Source organism: Micromonospora sp. BL1, from assembly GCF_003667485.1.
Classification (GTDB): Bacteria; Actinomycetota; Actinomycetes; order Mycobacteriales; family Micromonosporaceae; genus Micromonospora; species Micromonospora tulbaghiae.
Window position 1 is genome coordinate 1 of record NZ_RCVK01000294.1, and the last position, 20,350, is coordinate 20,350.

The window sequence follows — 20,350 nt, forward strand, 5'->3', positions numbered from 1 at the left end:
GTGCCGTACACGTCGTGCCGCGTGCCGGGCAAGGTGGTGATCAACCTGGCCCGGTGGCGGACCTCGGCGCCGCACCTGGTCGCCGCCGGGATGCCGCTGGACGACTACCGGCTCTACGTGGTCAACCACGAGGTGGGCCACCAGCTCGGGCACCGGCACGAGGGGTGCCCGGGCGCGGGCCGGGCGGCGCCGGTGATGCAGCAGCAGACGCTGTTCCTCAAGGGCTGCCGGCCGAACCCGTGGCCCTACGTGGGTGGGAAGCGGTACACCGGGCCGGCTCTCTGAGCACCGGTTTGTGAAGAACATTCGCGGCATAGGCGGCAAAAGCAGCTATATGCCCGAATTGCATGGCACGCTGAGGTCATGACGTCGTCGTCCCCTTACGACAACCCCGCCGCACCGCCGCCCGAGCGTCCCACCCTGCGCCGGATGCGCCGGCGCCGCCGCCGCTCCGTGCTGCTGCTGGCGATGCTGCTCGCGGCCGTCAGCGGCGCGGTCGGCATCACCCGGCTGAGCGCGCCGCCGTCCGGGCACGGCGGGACGTCGCTCGCCGCCGAACCGTCGCTGGCGCGCGGCGCCGCCGAGGCCGACGTCCCGGCCCCGGCGCCGACCGGCTATCCCACCGCCGGCCCCGGCACGTTCGCGGTGGCCCAGGGCCGGTCCCCGGTACGCGGACAGGAGGGCCCGCTGCGCCGCTACCGGGTCGAGGTCGAGCAGGGTACGGGTCAGGACGCCGACGAGTTCGCCGCCACCGTGGACGCGGTGCTGGGCGACCCGCGCAGCTGGATCGCGTCCGGCGACCTGCGGGTGCAGCGGGTGCCCGAGGCCGCCGCGGCCGACTTCACCGTCTACCTCGCCACCCCGGTCACCTCCGAGCGGATGTGCGCCGAAGGCGGCCTGCGCACCGACCGGTACACCTCCTGCCGGCTGCCCGGCCGGGTCGTGCTCAACCTGGCCCGGTGGATGACGGCGGTGCCCGACTACGGCGCCCCGCTGGAGATCTACCGCACCTACGTGATCAACCACGAGGTCGGGCACGAGTTCGGCGAACTGCACGAGGCGTGCCCCGAGCCCGGCGCGCCCGCCCCGGTGATGCAGCAGCAGACGTACGGACTGGACGGCTGCCTGCCCAACGCCTGGCCGTACGTCGGCGGGATGCGGTACTCCGGCGAGCCCACCGACGGCGTCTGAGTTATTCCCGGTCCCGCAGTTCGGGCCGAGTGTCCCTCATCATGGCCGATCCCCGCCCGGGCGAGCGACAATGGCGCGGTCACACCGCCGATCCCGGGGAGTCCACCGTGTCGTTGCCCCCGCTCGTCGAACCCGCCGCCGAGCTGACCGTTGACGAGATCCGCCGCTACTCGCGCCATCTGATCATCCCGGACGTCGGGGTGGAGGGGCAGAAGCGGCTGAAGAACGCCCGGGTGCTCTGTGTCGGCGCCGGTGGCCTCGGCTCGCCGGCCCTGCTCTACCTCGCCGCGGCCGGTGTCGGCACGCTCGGCATCATCGACTTCGACACCGTCGACGAGTCGAACCTCCAGCGCCAGGTCATCCACGGCGTCTCCGACGTGGGCCGGTCCAAGGCCGAGTCCGCCGCGGCGTCGATCCGCGAGATCAACCCGCTGGTCAACGTGGAGATCCACAACACCGCGCTGGACCGGGAGAACGTCCGGGACATCTTCTCCCGGTACGACCTGATCGTCGACGGCACCGACAACTTCGCCACCCGCTACATGGTCAACGACGCGGCGGTGCTGCTCGGCAAGCCGTACGTCTGGGGTTCGATCTACCGCTTCGACGGCCAGGCGTCGGTGTTCTGGGCCGAGCACGGCCCCTGCTACCGCTGCCTCTACCCGGAGCCCCCGCCGCCCGGCATGGTCCCGTCCTGCGCCGAGGGCGGCGTGCTCGGCGTGCTCTGCGCGTCGATCGGGTCGATCCAGGTCAACGAGGCGATCAAGCTGCTCGCCGGCATCGGTGAGCCGCTCGTCGGCCGGCTGATGGTCTACGACGCCCTGGAGATGAGCTACCGCAAGATCAAGGTCCGCAAGGACCCGAACTGCGTGCTCTGCGGCGAGAACCCGACCCTCACCGACCTGATGGAGGACTACGAGGACTTCTGCGGCGCGGTCTCCGACGAGGCGCAGGAGGCGGTGGTCGACTCGACCATCACCGCGCTGGAGCTGAAGGACTGGCAGGACTCCGGCAAGGACATCTTCCTGGTCGACGTGCGCGAGCCCGCCGAGTACGAGATCGTCCGGATCCCCGGCTCGACGCTCATCCCCAAGGGCGAGATCCTGTCCGGCGAGGCGCTGGCGAAGTTCCCGCAGGACCGGCAGATCGTGCTGCACTGCAAGTCCGGCGTCCGCTCCGCCGAGGCGCTCGCCGCGCTGAAGGCGGCCGGGTTCACCGACGCGGTGCACGTCCAGGGCGGCGTGCTCTCCTGGGTCAAGCAGATCGACCCGTCGCTGCCGTCGTACTGAGTCGTGTCGATGGGCCCGCCCGGCGCTCCGGGCGGGCCCATCGCGCTTTCCGTGCCCCCTGGCATGGGCAAACACCCGGTCGCGCACCCCAACGGCGGATGATCTCAAGGGCCGGTGGGCGGTACCGGCCCTGACCGAGCTACCGAGGCGTAACCTCGGCTGCACCAGTACCGTCAGTGCCGTGGTGGACTTGGACGCGGCGATCGGATTCGTCGTCGCTCACGGTGACGCGGTGGACCGCGCCCGTCTCTCCCGGCTGCGCTCCGGCGCCCCGGCACCGCCCGACGTGCTCGACGCCGCCGAGGCCGGGCAGGCGCCGGGCGGTGGCTGGCCCGCCGTCCTCGACGGCGAGGTCGCCTCCGTCGACGCCACCTGCTTCCGCCTGGCCGAGCTGGACGACCTCGGCGCGCTGGGCCGCCCGGCCGCCCGGCACGCGCTGGACTGGCTGGCCGCCCGGCAACTGCCCGACGGCGGCTGGGACGAGGACCCGTCACTGGCCGGGCTCGCCCCCGAGTGGGCCACCCCGGGCGACCCCGAGGCCCGGCTCTACCAGACCGCCAACGCCGGGTTCTGGCTCACCGTGGCGGGACTCGACGCCCGGGCCGCCGGGCCGCTCGACCACCGGGTCGGCGGCGCGTACGCCGGTGTGGTGCAGGCGGCGGCGCAGACGCTCGCCGCCCAGCTCGCGCCGGACGGAAGCTGGCCGTCCTTCCTGCCCGCCGGCTGGCTCGCCGCCGCGGTGCTGCACCGCCAGCAGATGTACTACGAGTCGGCGCGCATCCAGGCGGTGCTGGCCGACCGGATCCCCCGGATGTCCCCGGCCGACGTGGCCTGGCTGGCCGCCACGCTGCGCCGCGTCGACGTGGGCGAGGAGCAGTGGCTGCTGGTGTCGGCGCGCCGGCGGCTCGCCGAGACGCAGCGCAGCGACGGCGGCTGGGACAGCGACGACGGCCACCAGTTCGACGTGCACACCACGCTGCGGGCGATCCGCGCGTGCCGCCCGAACACGCCCGAAGCCCCGGTGTCCGGAGCGCCGTTCGTGGTGCCGCAGACCGCCGAGCTGCCCGCGCCGCCAGCGGTGCCGGTCCCGCGCCCGCGCCGGCTCCCCGCATCGGCGTCTCCGCCGCCCGTCCCCGAGTCCGCGTCTCCGCCGTCCGCGTCCGTGCCTCCGCTGCCCGCCCCGGCTCGACCGCTGACCGGCCCGGCCGAGGCATCGGCCGCGTCGGCGGGTCCGGATCTCGATCCGTCGTCCCGTCGGGGCTCCGAGCCATCGGCAGGCCGCGATCCCGAATCGTCAGCGGGCTTCGGCTCTGACCTGTCGTCCAGTTTCGGCACCGACCCGTCGGCCGGATCGGGGATCGCGCCCGCGCCGTCAGTCGGTCCGGACGGCGCGCCGGATCTGTTTCCGGCCCGGGCTCTCGGGCCCCAGACCTGGTTCCGTCCGGACGTCGGGCCGGATGCCACGCCCGGATCGGGGGCGGTGCCCGATCCGTCGGCCGGTGTAGAGGTGCCGGCCGGGCTGGACAGCGGGCAGGGGCCGTGGTCCGCCTGGATCGTCACACCCGATCTGCTCCCCGGCGAGAGCACCGGGCCTGCTGTGCAGCCGGTGCCGGACCTGCTGCCCGGCCCGGTGCCGCCCGCTCTGCCTCCGGCGGTCGCGGTGCCACCGGCCGCCCCGGTGCCCTCGGGGCTGCCTCCGCTGGTCATGCCGCCGTCGGAGCCCACGGCCCAGGTGATCGCCGCACCGCCGCAGCCCGGTACGACTCCGCCGGTCGACCCCGCCACACCGGCCGACGGAGATCCACTCCCGATCGCGTAGCCCGGCCATCGATGATCAACACCAGTTCGGGGGAGTGGAGGCATCAGAGGCGCCGGGATACCACCACTTCCCCGATCTGGCGCGTGCTCGACCAGTGCGGCGAGGTGGTGGCATCAGAGGCCCTGGGATACCACCACCTCCCCGATCTGGCGCGCCACAGGAGGCAAGGTCGATCAGCGCAGGTGGCCGTCTCCGGTCACCACGTACTTGGTGCTGGTCAGCTCCGGCAGCCCCATCGGGCCGCGCGCGTGCAGCTTCTGCGTCGAGATGCCGATCTCCGCGCCGAAGCCGAACTCGCCGCCGTCGGTGAACCGGGTGGACGCGTTGACCATGACAGCGGCGGCGTCCACCCGGGCCACGAACTCTCGGGCCGTGCGCTGCGAGTCGGTGACGATCGCCTCGGTGTGGCCGGTGCCGTACCGGCGGATGTGCGCGACCGCCGCGTCGAGCGAGTCGACCACGGCGACGGAGATGTCGGCGGAGAGGTACTCGGTGCCGAAGTCCTCGTCGGTGGCCGGCACCACGGCGTCGGAGTGGGCGGCCACGGCGGGCGTGCCGTGCACGGTCACCCCGGCGTCGGCGAACGCGGCCAGCACGGCCGGCAGGAACTCCTCCGCGACGTCGCGGTGCACCAGCAGCGACTCGGCGGTGTTGCAGGTGGACAGCCGCTGGGTCTTGGCGTTCAGCGTGATCGCCAGGGCCTTGCCGAGGTCGGCGGCGGCGTCCACGTACACGTGGCAGTTGCCCACGCCCGTTTCGATCACCGGCACGGTCGACTCCTCGACCACGGCGCGGATCAGCGACGCGCCGCCGCGCGGGATCAGCACGTCGACCAGGCCGCGGGCGCGCATCAGCTCCTTGACCGAGTCGCGCGTGCTGGAGTCGAGCAGCTGCACCGCGTCCGCCGGCAGCCCGGCGCCGGAGACCGCGTCGCGCAGCACCTCGACCAGCGCCGCGTTGGAGTGGGCGGCCGACGAGGAGCCGCGCAGCAGCGCCGCGTTGCCGGACTTCAGGCAGATCCCGGCGGCGTCGACTGTCACGTTCGGCCGGCCCTCGTAGACGATGCCGACCACCCCGAACGGCACCCGCACCTGGCGCAGCTCCAGGCCGTTCGGCAGCGTCGAGCCGCGTACCACCTCGCCCACCGGGTCGGGCAGCGCGGCCATCTGGCGCAGCGCGTCCGCGATGGCCGCCACCCGGCCCTCGTCGAGCGCGAGCCGGTCCAGCACGGCCGCGGACAGCCCGGCCTCGCGCCCGGCCGCCAGGTCCGCCGCGTTCGCCGCCAGAACCTCCGGGGTGCGCGCCACGAGCGCGTCGGCCATCGCGTGCAGCGCGGCGTCCTTGACGGTACGGGTGGCCGTGGCCAGGGCTTCCGCCGCGTCCCGGGCTCGCCGGGCCTGCTCGACGACGCTCATCGTGCGTACTCCTTCACCGGTGGGGCTCACAGCAGGACGAGGTCGTCGCGGTGGACGACCTCACGTTCGTACGCCGGGCCGAGCGCCGCGGCGAGTTCGGAGGTGGAACGGCCGAGCAGGCCGGGCAGTTCCACCGCGTCGTAGTTCACCAGGCCCCGGGCCACCGGCGCGCCCGCGGTGTCGACCAGGTCGACCGGGTCCCCGGCGGTGAACGCGCCGTCGACGGCGGTGATGCCGGCGGGCAGCAGTGACTTGCGGCGGCCGACCACCGCCTGCACCGCGCCCGGGTCGAGGTGCAGGCGGCCGCGGGGGGCGGTGGCGTGCGCCAGCCAGAACAGACGGGCGGCGGGGCGGCGGCTGCCCGGGTGGAAGGACGTGCCGACCGGCTCCCCGGCCAGCGCCGGCGCGGCCAGCGGCGCGGCGGTGAGCACCACCGGGATGCCGAAGCCGGTGGCGATCCGGGCCGCCTCGACCTTGGTCACCATGCCGCCGGTGCCCACCCCGGCGCGACCGGCCCCGCCGATGTCCACGCCGGCGAGGTCGCCCTCGCCGTGCACCTCGGTGATCCGCGTGCTGCCGGGACGGGCCGGGTTCCCGGTCCAGAGCGCGTCGACGTCGGAGAGCAGCACCAGCAGGTCGGCGTCGACGAGCGCGGCGACGAGCGCGGCCAGGCGGTCGTTGTCGCCGAACCGGATCTCCTCGGTGGCCACCGTGTCGTTCTCGTTGACGATCGGCACGGCGTGCAGGTCGAGCAGCTTGCGCAGCGTCCGGTACGCGTTGCGGTAGTGCGCGCGCCGGGTCACGTCGTCCACGGTGAGCAGCACCTGCCCGACGGTGCGGCCGTGCCGGGCGAACGCGGCCGCGTACCGGCCGATCAGCAGGCCCTGGCCGACGCTGGCGGCGGCCTGCTGGGTGGCCAGGTCGCGCGGGCGCCGGGGCAGCCGCAGCGGGGCGAGCCCGGCGGCGATCGCGCCGGAGGAGACCAGCACCACCTCCCGGCCGGAGGCGGCGAGCCCGCCGAGCGTGTCGACGAGCGCGTCGACCCGGGCGTCGTCCAGGCCGCCCGTCGCGGTGGTCAGCGAGGACGAACCGATCTTGACGACGATCCGGCGGGCCGAGGTGACTGCTTCACGCACCCGACCATTCTGCGCGCTGCGGTCTGCCGCGCCGCGGCGCGTTCCCATATCGTGGCAGCTCGTGACACCTGACGAGTACGTCGAGGCGGTGCTGGCGCTGGTCGAGCGGATCCCGCCGGGGCGGGTGATGTCGTACGGGGCGGTGGCCGACGCGCTGGCCGAGCGCTCGGGACGGGCGTCGCCGCGGCTGGTCGGTTCGATCATGGCGCGCCACGGCGGCGGGGTGCCGTGGCACCGGGTGGTGAACGCGGCCGGCCGGATGCCGCCGGGTCACGAGCGCAGGGCCCGGGAACGGCTGCTCGCCGAGGGGTGCCCGTTGCGCGGCGACCGGGTGGACCTGGCGGCGGCCTCCTGGTCGCCGGAGGAGGGGATGTGACCCGGGCCATAACGTGAGTAGCATTCGGCTCCATGACAGCTTCGGGCCTGCCTCGCCGGGTGCACCTCGGGTACGCGCTGGGTTCCCTGGTCACCGGCGCGTTCGGCACCGTGCCCGGGCTGCTCCTGCTGCCGTACCTCACCGACACGCTCGGTGTCGCCGCCGGGCTGGCCGCGCTGCTGGTGCTGCTGCCGAAGGCGTGGGACGTGCTGGTCAACCCGGTCGCCGGGCGGATCTCCGACCGGACCCGCTCCCGCTGGGGCGCGCGCCGGCCGTACCTGCTCGGTGGCGGGCTGGCGCTCGCCGTGCTGTTCGCCTCGATCTTCGCCGCGCCGTTCGCGAACGGTCCGGCCGCCGCCGCGTACGTGGCGCTGGCGTTCCTGGCGACAGCCACCGCGTTCGCGTTCTTCCAGGTGCCGTACGTGGCCATGCCGGCCGAGCTGACCGCCGACCCGGCGGAGCGTACCCGGTTGATGACCTGGCGGATCGCGGTGCTGGCGCTGGCCATCCTGGTCTCCGGCGCGGTGGCCCCGGCGGTGGTGACCGCGGGCGGCGACGGCGTTCCGGGCCACCGGTGGATGGGCCTGTTCGTGGCCGCGCTGATCGTCGCCGGCACGGTCGGCGTGTTCCTCGGCACCCGGTCCGCGCCGACCGGGACGGTGGGGGAGAGCGAGCCGAGCCTGCGCGCGCAGCTCGCGGTCGCCACCGGCAACCGGCCGTTCCGGGTGCTGCTGATCTGCTTCGTGATCCAGTCCGCCGGGGTGGCCACCGTGCTGGCCGGGGTGAAGTACTTCGCCGACCAGGTGCTGCGCGAGCCGGACAGCGGCCCGACGCTGCTGTTCGCCTGCTTCGTCGCGCCCGCGCTGCTGGTCATGCCGCTGTGGTCGCGGGCCGGCGCCCGGCTGGGCAAGCGGGCGTCGCTGGTCGCCGCGTCGCTGATCTTCGCGGTGGGCGCGCTGGCCCTGGTCGCCGCGCCCGCTCTGCCCGCCGCCGCGGCCTACGCGGTGGTCGCGGTGATCGGCGTCGGGTACGCGGGCCAGCAGGTGTTCGCGCTGGCCATGCTGCCGGACTGCATCGCGTACGACACGGCGCGCACCGGGCGGCGGCAGGCCGGGGTGTTCACCGGGCTGTGGACCGCCGGCGAGACGTTCGGGCTGGCGCTGGGGCCGGGCATCTACGGGCTGGTGCTCCAGCTCTCCGGCTACGTCTCCTCGTCCACCGGGACCGCCGCCGTCCAGTCGGACACGGCCCGTCTCGGCGTGCTGCTCGGCTTCACCGTGGTGCCGGCCCTGCTGGTGGCGATCCCGCTGGTGCTGCTGCGCGGCTACACCCTGACCCCGGCCCATCTGGCCACCGCGTCCGACGCCACCGCGCCCGGCGCCACCACGTCGGCCGCCGCCGTACCCGAGGCCGACGGCGCCGCACCGGCCGCTCGGGCATGAGCACGCACCGCCCGCCCGGCCCGTCCACGAGAGGAACCACCCGATGACCGACACGGCAGACGTGGGCGCGCTGCCCGCGCGGGGGATGCCCGCGGAAGACGTACTCGACGAGGTCCGCGCGCTGCGCGCCGCCGACCGTCCGACGCACGGCGGGCGGCTGTTCGCGTACGTCTACGACCCCGGTGTGGCCGGGCTGGACGCGCTGGCGCAGGCCGCGTACGCGGAGAGCGCGCACGTCAACGGCCTCGACCCGACCGCGTTCCCGTCGCTGCTGGCGATGGAGAACGCGCTCGTCGGCGCCGCCGCCCGGCTGCTCGGCGGCGGCCCCGGCACCGGCGCGCCGGACGTGGTCGGCAGCGTCACCAGCGGCGGCACCGAGTCGCTGCTGCTCGCCGTCAAGGCGGCCCGGGACGCCCGCCCCGACCTGACCGAGCCGCGGATCGTGGCGCCGGCGAGCGCGCACGCCGCGTTCGCCAAGGCGGCGCACTACCTGCGGGTCGCGCTCGACACCGTGCCGGTCGACCCGGTGACGTTGCGGCCGGACGTGGCGGCGGTGGCCGCCGCGATCCGCCCGGAGACCGTGCTGGTGGTGGCGTCCGCCCCGTCGTACGCGCACGGGGTGGTCGACCCGGTGACCGAGATCGCCGCCGTCGCGCAGGCCGCCGGGGTGCGCTGCCACGTGGACGCCTGCTTCGGCGGCTGGGCGCTGCCCTGGCTGCGCCGGCTCGGCGCGCCGGTGCCGCCGTTCGACTTCGCCGTACCGGGGGTCACCTCGATCTCGGTGGACCTGCACAAGTACGCGTACGCGCCGAAGGGCGTCTCGGTGCTGCTGCACCGCGATCCGGCGCTGCGCGCGCCGCAGTTCTTCGCGTACGCGGACTGGCCCGGCTACACGATGGTCAACCCGGTGATCGCCTCGACCCGGTCCGGTGGGCCGATCGCCGCCGCGTACGCCACACTCCGCCACCTCGGCGAGGACGGCTACCTGCGGCTGGCCGCCGCCACCCGGGACGCGGTCGCCGGGCTGGCCGGCGCGGTACGGGCCACCGGCGGGCTGCGGCTGATGGCCGAACCGGAGACCACAGTGGTCTGCTTCACCAGTGACGATCCCGGGCTCGACCTGTTCGTGCTCGTCGACGAGCTGACCGCGCGTGGCTGGCACACCCAGCCCCAGCTCACGTACGCCGATCTGCCGGCCAGCGTCCACCTCACGGTGACCGCGGCGGTGGCGCCCCGGGTGGCCGAGTTCGGCCCGGCGCTGGCCGAGGCGGTCGCGGCGGCCCGCGCCGCCGGGCCGGTCGTGCTGCCGCCGGAACTGCTGGCGCTGGCCGGCAGCCTCACGCCGGAGGCGCTCACCCCCGAGCTGGTGGCCGGGCTCGCCGACGGGCTCGGCCTGGCCGGCGGCGCCGGGGTGCCGGACCGGATGGCGGTGGTGAACACGCTGCTCGACGCCGCCCCGGCGCGGCTGCGGGAACGGCTGCTCGCCGAGTTCGTCGGGCTGCTCCAGCGCCCGGCCTGGTGACACGGCGACGCCCGGCCGGCGCGTGGGCGCCGGCCGAGCGGGCGACGGTCAGCTCGCGGCGGCGGTCACCGGGAACGAGGTGGTGTTGTCCGACGGGTCCACGTCCTGCGGGTCGTCGGCCCCGTAGAAGTAGCTCCCGGTCACGGTGAGGCTGCCGGTACCCAGCTCACCCGCGGGCGTGCCGACGGGCGCCCGGAGGAAGACGTCGAAGGTGCGCTCCTCGCCCGGCACGAACCGGTCGCCCGGCACGGAGAACCCGTACGGGAAGCTCGGCATGTCCTGCGGCTCGATGTGGTCGACCTGCACCCCCGCGGGCAGGGCGGCGGCGACGTCGAGAGCGAAGGTCGGCGCGTCGTTGCCGTAGCGCACGGTGACCGGCATCCGGCCGAGCAGGGTGCCGTCCGGCTGCGGGGTCAGCGTCACCGCGCTGCCCCGGATGCCGAGGTCGGTGTCGACGGCCTGCACGTACGGGCGCGGCTTGCGCAGGCTGCCGGTGGTGGAGCGGAAGAGGGTGGTGAACCCGGTGGCGTCGGAAGCCGCGGCGGCGCCGTCCGGGACGACCTCGATCCGCCCGCCGTTCGCGACCATCGGGTAGCTGCGCGCGGTGGTCCAGACGTGGAACCCGAGCCGGAAGGTGAGGCTCTTGCCGGCCTCGATCTGCTCGCCGCCGCAGCCGATCACCAGCCGGTTCTCCACCAGGCGGGTGTAGAAGCAGCCACCGCCGGGCTCGATCGTGGTGAACGAGGCCCCCGCCGGCTCGGTGACGACCAGGCTCACCCACGTCGCGGTCGGCCGCCGGTTGGTCACCGTCGCGGTGAGCGTCCCGACGTACCCCCGGTCGGTCGGGTCGAGGACGAGCCGCTGCGCCGTGACGTCAACGCGGCCGGCGGTGGCGGCGCTCGGCGCGGCGGCGGCCGGCGCGGCCAGGGTGATCAGTGCGGCGGTCCCACCGAGCAGTGCGGTGGCGATCCGTGCCGTACGTGTGGTCATGCTGTTCCTCCCGTGATTCCCCGTTGCCGGACGGCGGCATCTCCGTCCGTCCGATGCTGGTGACACGTCCGAATCGGACGGTCGGTTGCGGATCAGATCTGTCGGTCAGCCGACCGAGGTCAGCTCGACCTGGTTGTCCTTCCAGGTCAGGTCGTTCCAGTACCGCTCCTGCGAGTCGATGTGGATCGCGCGCAGCGTCGGCGGCTCCGCGGCGGTCGCCGGATGGTCGAACGTGAACGTGTACGTCCTGCTCGCGCCCACCGACAGGGTGTCCAGCACGCAGGCGATGCCCCCGTCGAGACGCACGTTCCGGCACCGGTCCAGGGCGGACCCGTTCGGTCTCGTGTAGTCGTACCAACCGGTGAACCCGAGCTGACGCACGCTCACCGGCCCGTGATTCACCACCGTCACGGTGACCGTGACCTTCCGGATCCCCTCCCTGTCCGGCGGCCCGGCCACCACGTCGCGGGCGGTCATCGTGAGATCGGTCAGACGGGGGTCGGTGCCGAACTTCGTGGGTCCGTCGACCTGCCGGAACCGTTCACCGTTCCAGGCGTACGTCCGCCACTGTCGTTGCGGCGCCCATTCGGGCGTGCCGCAACAGGGCTGGATGTCCGCGATGTGCGCCCGGACCTCCCCGCCGTCCCGCACCGAGAACTCGGTGATGTCACCCATGCCCTCACGGGTGCCGACCACCCGGCCCATGGTGATGATCCGGCCGTCCCCGTCCCGATCGAAGGCGAGCACCTGCTTGCCCGACGCCTCGCCGTAGCGGCAGGCGACGAGGACGACGGTCTCGGTCGCGCCGTCACCGTCGAGGTCGGCGTACTCCGGCCCGGCGAGCAGCGTCGGGACCGACTCGTTCTGCGGGCCGGACCGGAGCCGGACGTCGTCACTGACGCAGGTCTTCGGTGCGTCCGGCCAGGACGCGAGGTCGAGCTGGGCCGCGAGCAGCTGGGACCGGGTGATCCGCCCGTCCGGAACGGCCGGGGTCGAGCCGGCCGTGCTCGGCGGCGGCGTCGACGGTGACGGCGACGTGCTCACGGACGGGGTCGGGGTGACGGTCTGCGCGGGAGCGGGGGGTGGTCCGGGCCGCCGGTCCAGGGCGGCGTTCGCGCCCACCGGGATCACCACGGCGAGCACCACGGCCGTCGCGGTGACCACCGCGGTCCGCCGGCGACGGCGCCGGACCGTGCGCCGGACCGCGGCCGTCCCGGCCGGGTGCACCACCGGGGCGTACGCCGCGCGGAACTCGGCGAACTCGCCGCCGACCAGGATGTCGTCGGGCTCAGTCACTGTGGTTCACCTCGCTCGTGGTGGTGAGCTTCGCCGCCAGCGCGGCCCGCCCCCGGTACAGCCAGGACTTGACGGTGCCCTCCGGCACGTCCTCCTGCGCCGCGATCTGCGCGACGCTGAGATCGGCCAGGTAGTGCAGGACCACGGCGCGGCGCTGATGGGCCGGCAGCTCGGACAGCGCGGCGGTCAGCGCGACCCGGTCCGGACCCGGCCCCGGCACGTACTCCTCCCGCTGCCGGTGCAGCCACGCCTGGGCCGTCCGCAGCCGCCGCCAGCGGCTGGTGGCCAGGTTCCAGGCCACCCGGCGGACCCAGGCCACCGGGTCGTCGTAGCGGGACACCCGGGACCAGCGGGCGAACGCCCGGCAGAACGCCTCCTGCACCATGTCCTGCGCCTGGGACAGGTCACCGCAGTAGGCGGTGAGCTGAATGGTCAGGGACCGGAAGTGTGCGTGGTAGAGCCCGTCGAAGTCGACCGCCTCGCGCCGCTCGGCGCGCCTCGCTGTCCCCTCGGGTGGCTCGTCGAGCATCGGCTCCCTCGTCACCGTCACCTGGTCCTCCCCGTGTGCGTACCGCCGACGCGGTCACGCCGGTCACACGCCCTGACGCCCGTACGGGTTGCGAGGGTTGCCGATCCGGGTGCTGTGGTTGACTGTCGGTTCAGGGACAGCGGAGTTTCGCAGACAGGGGAGGCCCGAGGTGCAGGTGCCGGCCGTGCTCGGCGAGCCGATCCGGTTCGTGCTGAACTGGGGCCGCCGCTACTCGCTCTGGGTGTTCAACTTCGGGCTGGCCTGCTGCGCCATCGAGTTCATCGCGACCAGCATGGGCCGGCACGACTTCATGCGGCTCGGCGTGATCCCGTTCGCCCACGGGCCCCGGCAGGCCGACCTGATGGTGGTCAGCGGCACCGTCACCGACAAGATGGCCCCGGCGGTCAAGCGGCTCTACGACCAGATGCCCGAGCCGAAGTACGTGATCTCGTTCGGCGCCTGCTCCAACTGCGGCGGCCCGTACTGGGACTCCTACTCGGTGACCAAGGGCGTCGACCAGCTCATCCCCGTCGACGTGTACGTGCCCGGCTGCCCGCCGCGTCCGGAGGCGCTGCTGCACGGCATCCTCCGCCTCCAGGAGAAGATCGCCGCCGAGCAGTCGGGCGTCGGTGGCGTGCCGCGCCCCGACGCGCTCACCTCCCCGGCGGACGCTGTGGCGCGGCCGGTGGAGGCGCTCACCGCACCGCCGGTACGTCCGCCGGCCTGAGCGCACGCCGTGCGGGGCGAACGGCGACGCGGTTCACCTCTTTGGATGATCTTGAATGTCGACGGTCACCGTTATGTTGCTGGCATGACACGACTGCGGGCTGCGGGGGCCGCCCTTCTGGCGGCGCTCGCCACGATCTCCCTCTCTGCCACACCGGCGGCCGCTGAAGCGGTCGGCTACACCGGGCTGGTCACCGACGCAGACGGTGAGCCGGTCGCGAACGCCTGTCTCGCCCTGCACACCTCACCGGAGGAGGTGGCCGCCGAGTACTGCTCGGACGCGCAAGGGCGTTACACCATCCCCGGCACCGCCGACACCACCACCAGCTACAAGATCCGGGTGCACGCCGACGGCTTCCGGACCGAGTGGTGGTACTCCGCCCCGGACTACCTGAACGCGGACCGGATAAGCCTTCCGGCGTACGACCTCGTCGAGCAGAACGTCCGGCTCGGACAGGGATCGGCGGGGATCAAGGGCCGGATCACCGACGAGACCGGCGCGCCGGTCGAGGCCACGGTCACCATCTACGGCGAGGACTCGAACTACGAGGCCATCGCCTACACCTGGAACCTCGGCGACGGGCGCTACCAGATCGACAACGTGCCGCCCGGCCGGTACCGGATCTCCGTCTACGACAACAGCCGTGGCTACCAGTGGGTCCCGGGTCAGGAGACCCGGGACACCGCCACCGTGTTCGAGGTGGCCGACGGCGCGACGCTCACCGTCGACGAGCAGGTGCTGCCGCTAGGGGAGATCGAGGCCCGGGTGACCGACTCGGTCACCGGCAAGCCCGTGCCGCGTCCCTGCCTGTACGTCATGGGAGGCCGCGACGAGTTCGTCTGCGGCACGAACGGCCTGGTCCGGGTCACCGACGTGCAACCGGGCAGTTGGACGACGGAGGTGACCGGCGGCGCCTCGTACTTCCCCGCCGACCCGCAGCCGACGGTCGACGTGCGGCGCGGCGCTGTCACCGAGGTCTCGTACGCGTTGCGGCCCGGTGCGGCCTTCACCACCACGGTCCGGGACGCGGCCACCTCCGCCCCGGTCGACGGGATCTGCGTACACCTGGTCCAGCCCAAGTGGGGTGGACAGTCCGCCCACATGTGGCAGTACTGCTCCGGCGCGGACGGCCGCCTGGAGGTCGGCCCGTTCGAGGCTGACGAACTCGCGACCTGGAACGTGTACGCCTACCAGGCGGACAACCCGTACAACCCGCCGGTGCGCCGGTACGGCGACCAGTGGGTCACCGCCGCCGGCGGCAGCGGCGACCAGCGCGCGGCGCTGGCGGTGACCTTGCAGGCGGCACGCACCATCACCATCCCGACCATCCGGATGGACCAGCCGGGCACGATCACCGGTACGGTCCGCAACGCCGCGGGCGAGGTGGTCCCGGGCGTCTGCTCCTACCCGTACGCCTTCCACCCCGGCCAGGGCGCCATCTTCGGGAAGAACTGCTCCGACGCCTCCGGCCGCTACACCATCAACGACCTCGGCCCCTACCGCTGGCCGGTCGAGTTCGCACCGAACGCCAACAGCGGCTACGCCTGGCAGTGGTCCGGCAATGTCGCCGACCGTTTCGCCGCCACGTACACCCAGGTCAAATCGGGTGGCACGGCAACCGTCAACGCCAAGCTGGTCGCCGGTGGCGTGCTCGCCGGCAAGGTGACCGACCCGGCCGACCCGTGGGCCACCGGTTACGTCTGGACGTACAACGCGCGCACCGGCGACATCGCCAGCGCCTCCTACGGATACTTCGACAGCGGCAGCGGTGGGTCGTTCACCGTCAAGGGGCACCGCACGCAGGACGTCTACGTCCAGTACTGGGTGAACAAGGACTGCTGGTACGGCAGCCGACAGGCCCAGACCGTGCGGGTCAAGGTCGGCGCCACCACCACCGTCGCGATGAACACCGACTCCACCTGCGGGGCTCCCCCCACGGGCGTGGCCCGCGCAGCCGCGGCCCCGCTGGGCATTCGACCTGACTCGCGCACCGGGCGCTGACGGTCGACGATCGGCCGGTACGGCGGCGACCGCCGTCGTACCGGCCACCGGGCCGGGCCGGAACGGGCCGTCGACTGGCGCCCGGTGGCTAGCCTGCGGCTCATGACCGACCTCGCGGAGGAGCGCTCCGCATTCATCATCGACGTGCTGACCGAGGAGTTCGGCGCGTCCATGGCGATCGACCCGGCGGCGTTCCGCCGCAAGTTCCGCAAGATGGCGGCGTCACCGTTCGCCTTCTACCGGGGCAGCGCCGCGCTGTTCTACGCCGACCAGCGCGGCGACTTCGGCAGCGACCGGTTCCTCGACGAGCGGACCAGCCGGGTGTGGATCCACGGTGACCTGCACGCCGAGAACTTCGGCACCTACATGAACGCCTCCGGGCAGCTCGTGTTCAACGTCAACGACTTCGACGAGGCGTACGTCGGGCCGTTCACCTGGGACCTGAAGCGCTTCGCCGCGAGCGTGGCGCTGCTCGGCTACGCCAAGGCGCTCTCCGACCGGGTGATCGGCGAGCTGGTGACCGGCTTCGCCCGGTCGTACCTGGCCGAGCTGCGGGCCATCGCCGCCGGCGGGGACGACGCGATCGGCTCGATCACGCTCGACAACGCCGACGGCGTGCTGCGCCGGGTGCTCCAGCAGGCTCGGCTCAACACCCGGGTTGACCTGCTCGCCGCGCAGACCACGATCGACAACTACGAGCGCCGGTTCTCCCTCGGCGACGGCGTGCACGAGATCGACGACGCCACCCGGGAGAAGGTGTGCGCCGCGTTCGCCGACTACCTGCACACGCTGCCGGACTCGACCACCCGGATGCGCCCGGTCGCCGCGGGCATCAAGGACGTGGTGCTGCGCAAGGGCGTCGGCATCGGGTCGGCCGGGCTGCCGTCGTACAACCTGCTGCTGGAGGGGCACACCCAGGCGCTGGAGAACGACGTCGTCATCTACATGAAGCAGGCGCAGGTGCCGGCCGTGGCGCGCTACGTCGACGACGAGCGGGTCCGCTCGTACTTCCGGCACCAGGGGCACCGCACCGCCGAGTCGCAGCGCGCGTTGCAGGCGCACGCCGACCCGTGGCTGGGCTTCACCGAGCTGGACGGCGTCGGGCAGCTCGTCGCCGAGGTGTCCCCGTACGCGGCGGACCTGGACTGGGCCGACGTGAACGAGCCGGAGGAACTGGCCGGCGTGCTCGCCGACCTGGGCCGGGCGGTGGCCCGGATGCACTCGGTCGCGGACGACGAGTCCAGCCACGACCTGGTCGACTACTCCACCGAGGAGGCGATCGTCGCGGTCGTCGACGCCGACCCGGAGGCGTTCGTCGACTACCTGGTCGACTTCGGGCACCGGTACGGGATCCGGGCGCGCGAGGACCACCAGCTCTTCGTGGACCTGTTCCGCAACGGCCGGCTACCAGGCATCTGAGGGCCGGGGCGCCGGATCCGGCGCCCCGCCTCACTGCGTGAAGTCGAGCACCGCCTTGATGTCCTCGCCAGCCGGCGCGTACGCCTCGCGGTAGCTCGACAGCGGCACCCGGCGGGTGATCAGCGACGTCAGCCACGACCGGTCGGCCTGGGCGAGCGCCTCGGCGGCCATCTCCCAGTGCCGCCGGCCGGCGTTCACCGAGCCGAACACCACGTTGTTCTCCAGCACCAGCTCCCGGTTGAGCGCCCCGGCGTCGAAGTTGATGGTCCGGCCGCCGCTGGACACACCGGTCAGGCAGACGATGCCGGTCGGCGCGGCCTTGCACATCGCGTCCAGCACCACTGTGGGCGCGCCGGTGCACTCGATCACCACGTCCGGCTTCACGTCGAGCTCGGGCACCGTCGCCGTGTGGTACGTCGCCCCGAGCGCGCGGACCAGCTCCGGCTTCGGCCCGCTGGTGTTGCGGTCCAGCACGTGCACGGACAGCCCACGCTGGCTGCCCAGCAGCGCGGCCAGCAGCCCGATCGGCCCGGCGCCGGTCACCAGCACCGTCATCGGTTTCCACTCGGCCCGGCGGCCGATCCGCTCGATGTGGTCCCACGCCTTCGCCACCACGCTCGTCGGCTCCAGCAGCACGCCCACGGACTCGAGCGCCGGGTCCAGGCCGACGGCGAACTTGGGCTGCAACCGCCAGCGATCCCGCGCGAAGCCGGGCAGTGCCTTGATGCCGTGCTCGGTGTACTGCCCGTTGCGGCACATGTCCCACTCGTCCACCGCGCAGTTCGCGCAGGGCACCGGGTCGGGATGGCGGACCACGCCGGCCACCAGGTCGCCGGTCTGCAACGTGCCGGTCGGGTCCTCCAGCACGCGACCCAGCGACTCGTGCCCGAGCACCAGCAGCTCCTGACCCGGCGGCGCCTCGCCGTACTCGCCTGCCACGATCTCGTGGTCGGTGCCGCAGACACCCACCGCCAGCGCCTCGACCAGGATCGCGCCCTCCTCGGGCGGCGGCTCGGGCCAGTCCTCGACGAGCCGCAGCGAATCCGGGACACCGGGGGTCACAGTCACAGCGCGCACACACCTCATCTTTCCGCGCGCTGCCGCCGCCCGTCCGGCAAAGCGGCGATCCCGGCACGGGCGGGCCGACCCGGTCCGCAGCCGTCGGCCATAGGATCAGCGCATGACTCCGGAAGAGGTCGGCCGGCGAGTGGTTGCGCTGCTCGCGCCCGTCGAGGCCACCGCGTCCGTCTCCGGCGGTCAGGGGTACGCCCGCGCCACCGTCGACGTACCCCCGGCGAGCTGGGCGGACGCGGTGCGCGCGGCACGCGACGACGCCGAGCTGGGCCTGGATTTCCTGGACTGGCTGTCGGCGGTGGACGAGCTGGCCGACGGCTTCGACGTGGTGCTGCACCTCTGGTCGGTCCGGCACCGGCACGGCCTGCTGCTGCGTACCCGGGTGCCCCGGGACACGCCGGTGGTCGCGTCGGTGGTCGACCTGTTCCCCGGCGCCGCGTGGCACGAGCGCGAGACGCACGAGATGTTCGGCATCGACTTCGCCGGCCACGGCGAGCTACGACCGCTGCTGCTGCCGCCGGAGTTCGAGGGGCACCCGCTGCGCAAGGAGTTCGTCCTCGCGTCCCGGGTCGCGAAGCCGTGGCCCGGCGCGAAGGAACCGGGCGAGTCGGAGGCCGGCGGCGGCCGCCGGCCGGTCCGGCCGCCGGGAGTGCCCGCGCCGGGGGAGTGGGGCACGACGCCCACGCCGGCCGGTGCGGCCGGCGCCGGTGAGGGCCCCCGAGGGGGTACGCCGGCGCGCCCGGCCCGTGAACGCGCGGCGCGGCCCGCTCCGGGGGAGCGTCCCACGCGGCCCGTCGCCGGGGAGCGTCCGGCGCGGCCTGCTCCTGGTGAGCGTCCCGTACGGCCTGCCCCTGGCGAGCGTCCGGCGCGGCCTGCTCCTGGCGAGGGTGCCGCGCGGCCTGCTTCTGGCGAGGGTTCGGCTCGGCCTGCCGCTCCCGGCGAGGGGGCAGCGCGGGCGACCGCCGGGGAGGGTGCGGCGCGGCCTGCTGGCGGGGAGGCTCCGGAGCCGCCCGCTTCCGGCGAGACCGGGCCGAGGTCCGCCGCTGCTCCGGCGGCCGGGGAGGCGGGTCCGCTCGGGCGGCCGCTGCCGGGGGAACGGCCGACCGGGCCGCCCCGCCAGGAGCCGGAGCCCGACGCGGCGGGGGAGAGCTGATGCCGGACTGGTTGGAGCTGGTCCTGCGCGTGGCGGGCGTGCTCGTCGCGTTCCTCACGCTGCCGCTGATCGTGGGCCAGGCCGAGCACAAGGTGATGGCGCACATGCAGGGCCGGCTGGGCCCGATGTACGCGGGTGGCTTCCACGGCTGGGCACAACTGGTCGCCGACGGCATCAAGTTCGTGCAGAAGGAGGACGTCACCCCGCGCGACGCGGATCGGCCGGTGTTCCGGCTGGCGCCCGCGGTGGCGCTGGTGCCGTACCTGCTCGTGCTGCTGGTCATCCCGCTCGGTCCGGGCGACCTGGTCGCCCAGCCGCTGGACATCGGCCTGTTCTTCGTGCTCGCCGTGGTGGGCGTCGGGGTGCTGGCCGTGCTCATGTCCGCGTGGGCGTCGGCGAACAAGTACAGCCTGCTCGGCGGGTTGCGCGGCGCGGCCCAGCTGCTCGGGTACGAGCTGCCGCTGGTGCTGGCCGCCGCCTCGGTGGCGATGGCGGCGGGCACGCTGAGCCTGCCCGGCATCGTGGAGGCGTGGCAGCCGTGGTGGCTGCTGTGGCAGGCACCGGCCATGGTGATCTTCTTCGTGGCCGGGCTGGCGGAGATCCGCCGCCCGCCGTTCGACATGCCGGTGGCCGACTCCGAGCTGGTCTTCGGCTACATGACCGAGTACACCGGCCTGCGGTTCGCGTTCTTCCTGCTCGCCGAGTACGTGGGCATCGTGGTGATCGCGGCGCTGACCACTGTGCTGTTCCTCGGCGGCTGGCAGGGCCCGTTCGCCGACGCGCAGCTCGGCTGGCTGTGGACGCTGCTCAAGGTCTTCGCTGTCGCCTTCGTGATCATCTGGCTGCGGGTGAGCTACCCGAGGCTGCGCGAGGACCAGCTCCAGCGCCTCTGCTGGCTGGTCCTGGTCCCCTTGGCCCTGGCCCAGCTCGTCCTGACCGCCGCAGTCCGCCTGGCCCTCTAGCCCCACCCC

16 protein-coding genes and 2 pseudogenes are annotated in these 20,350 nt (G+C 73.7%); 12 read left to right on the forward strand and 6 right to left on the reverse strand.

Going from position 1 to position 20,350, the window contains the following annotated elements; all coding sequences use genetic code 11:
- The 4 genes and pseudogenes from EAD96_RS22000 to EAD96_RS31920 all read left to right on the forward strand — a co-directional run.
- The coding region (locus tag EAD96_RS22000; protein ID WP_121685625.1) for a DUF3152 domain-containing protein at window positions 1-285 on the forward strand (285 nt) is incomplete at its 5' end.
- 78 nt (window positions 286-363) lie between these two features.
- On the forward strand, window positions 364-1,191 hold the full coding sequence (locus EAD96_RS22005) for a DUF3152 domain-containing protein (RefSeq protein ID WP_121685626.1): 828 nt from the start codon (window positions 364-366) through the stop codon (window positions 1,189-1,191).
- 41 nt (window positions 1,192-1,232) lie between these two features.
- Window positions 1,233-2,480: an adenylyltransferase/sulfurtransferase MoeZ gene (gene moeZ, locus EAD96_RS22010; RefSeq protein WP_199733261.1), complete on the forward strand. Its 1,248-nt coding sequence runs from the start codon at window positions 1,233-1,235 to the stop codon at window positions 2,478-2,480.
- A gap of 130 nt (window positions 2,481-2,610) precedes the next feature.
- A pseudogene (locus EAD96_RS31920) lies at window positions 2,611-3,480 on the forward strand (hypothetical protein); the annotation flags it as partial.
- A gap of 992 nt (window positions 3,481-4,472) precedes the next feature.
- Here EAD96_RS31920 and EAD96_RS22020 read toward each other — a convergent pair.
- The gene (locus EAD96_RS22020; protein ID WP_121685628.1) at window positions 4,473-5,714 is read right to left on the reverse strand and encodes a glutamate-5-semialdehyde dehydrogenase; all 1,242 of its coding nucleotides are present in this window, start codon (window positions 5,712-5,714) and stop codon (window positions 4,473-4,475) included.
- A gap of 26 nt (window positions 5,715-5,740) precedes the next feature.
- On the reverse strand, window positions 5,741-6,898 hold the full coding sequence (gene proB, locus EAD96_RS22025; RefSeq protein ID WP_121685629.1) for a glutamate 5-kinase: 1,158 nt from the start codon (window positions 6,896-6,898) through the stop codon (window positions 5,741-5,743).
- Window positions 6,899-6,911: 13 nt separating this feature from the next.
- Here proB and EAD96_RS22030 point away from each other — a divergent pair, with 13 nt between their 5' ends.
- From EAD96_RS22030 to EAD96_RS22040, 3 genes are read left to right on the forward strand one after another with little or no spacing between them, the layout of a single operon-like run.
- Window positions 6,912-7,226, forward strand: coding sequence for an MGMT family protein (locus tag EAD96_RS22030; protein WP_120573047.1), 315 nt, complete (start codon window positions 6,912-6,914; stop codon window positions 7,224-7,226).
- Window positions 7,227-7,258: 32 nt separating this feature from the next.
- Complete coding sequence (locus EAD96_RS22035) at window positions 7,259-8,668, forward strand: MFS transporter (RefSeq protein ID WP_121685630.1); 1,410 nt, start codon at window positions 7,259-7,261, stop codon at window positions 8,666-8,668.
- A 43-nt stretch (window positions 8,669-8,711) separates the two neighbouring features.
- On the forward strand, window positions 8,712-10,190 hold the full coding sequence (locus tag EAD96_RS22040) for an aspartate aminotransferase family protein (RefSeq protein ID WP_121685631.1): 1,479 nt from the start codon (window positions 8,712-8,714) through the stop codon (window positions 10,188-10,190).
- A gap of 48 nt (window positions 10,191-10,238) precedes the next feature.
- Here EAD96_RS22040 and EAD96_RS22045 read toward each other — a convergent pair whose 3' ends face one another.
- The 3 genes from EAD96_RS22045 to EAD96_RS22055 all read right to left on the reverse strand — a co-directional run bounded on the left by EAD96_RS22045 (window position 10,239) and on the right by EAD96_RS22055 (window position 13,026).
- Window positions 10,239-11,180 carry a hypothetical protein gene (locus tag EAD96_RS22045; protein ID WP_121685632.1) on the reverse strand — a complete coding sequence of 314 codons (942 nt, stop codon included), beginning with the start codon at window positions 11,178-11,180 and terminating at the stop codon, window positions 10,239-10,241.
- 105 nt (window positions 11,181-11,285) lie between these two features.
- Complete coding sequence (locus EAD96_RS22050) at window positions 11,286-12,476, reverse strand: hypothetical protein (protein ID WP_121685633.1); 1,191 nt, start codon at window positions 12,474-12,476, stop codon at window positions 11,286-11,288.
- Window positions 12,469-13,026 (reverse strand): SigE family RNA polymerase sigma factor, encoded by a 558-nt coding sequence (locus tag EAD96_RS22055; RefSeq protein ID WP_121685634.1) that lies wholly within the window; start codon window positions 13,024-13,026, stop codon window positions 12,469-12,471. The genes EAD96_RS22050 and EAD96_RS22055 overlap by 8 nt, the downstream gene beginning before the upstream one ends.
- A gap of 148 nt (window positions 13,027-13,174) precedes the next feature.
- On the opposite strand from EAD96_RS22055, the gene EAD96_RS22060 reads away from it, so the two are divergent.
- The 3 genes from EAD96_RS22060 to EAD96_RS22070 all read left to right on the forward strand — a co-directional run bounded on the left by EAD96_RS22060 (window position 13,175) and on the right by EAD96_RS22070 (window position 17,152).
- Window positions 13,175-13,732: an NADH-quinone oxidoreductase subunit B gene (locus EAD96_RS22060; RefSeq protein WP_120573053.1), complete on the forward strand. Its 558-nt coding sequence runs from the start codon at window positions 13,175-13,177 to the stop codon at window positions 13,730-13,732.
- Window positions 13,733-13,816: 84 nt separating this feature from the next.
- Entirely contained in the window at window positions 13,817-15,733 is a 1,917-nt protein-coding gene (locus EAD96_RS22065) for a carboxypeptidase-like regulatory domain-containing protein (protein ID WP_158614809.1), read from the forward strand.
- A 102-nt stretch (window positions 15,734-15,835) separates the two neighbouring features.
- On the forward strand, window positions 15,836-17,152 hold the full coding sequence (locus EAD96_RS22070; protein WP_121685636.1) for a DUF2252 domain-containing protein: 1,317 nt from the start codon (window positions 15,836-15,838) through the stop codon (window positions 17,150-17,152).
- Between the two features lie 30 nt (window positions 17,153-17,182).
- Here the strand turns inward: EAD96_RS22070 and EAD96_RS22075 are convergent, their stop codons facing one another.
- Window positions 17,183-18,229: a glucose 1-dehydrogenase gene (locus tag EAD96_RS22075; RefSeq protein WP_199733263.1), complete on the reverse strand. Its 1,047-nt coding sequence runs from the start codon at window positions 18,227-18,229 to the stop codon at window positions 17,183-17,185.
- A 103-nt stretch (window positions 18,230-18,332) separates the two neighbouring features.
- On the opposite strand from EAD96_RS22075, the pseudogene EAD96_RS31615 reads away from it, so the two are divergent.
- Together EAD96_RS31615 and nuoH are read left to right on the forward strand one after the other, a co-directional pair.
- A pseudogene (locus EAD96_RS31615) lies at window positions 18,333-18,899 on the forward strand (NADH-quinone oxidoreductase subunit C); the annotation flags it as partial.
- A gap of 479 nt (window positions 18,900-19,378) precedes the next feature.
- The gene (nuoH, locus tag EAD96_RS22085) at window positions 19,379-20,341 is read left to right on the forward strand and encodes an NADH-quinone oxidoreductase subunit NuoH (protein WP_013288672.1); all 963 of its coding nucleotides are present in this window, start codon (window positions 19,379-19,381) and stop codon (window positions 20,339-20,341) included.
- The last annotated feature ends 9 nt before the right edge of the window (window positions 20,342-20,350 follow it).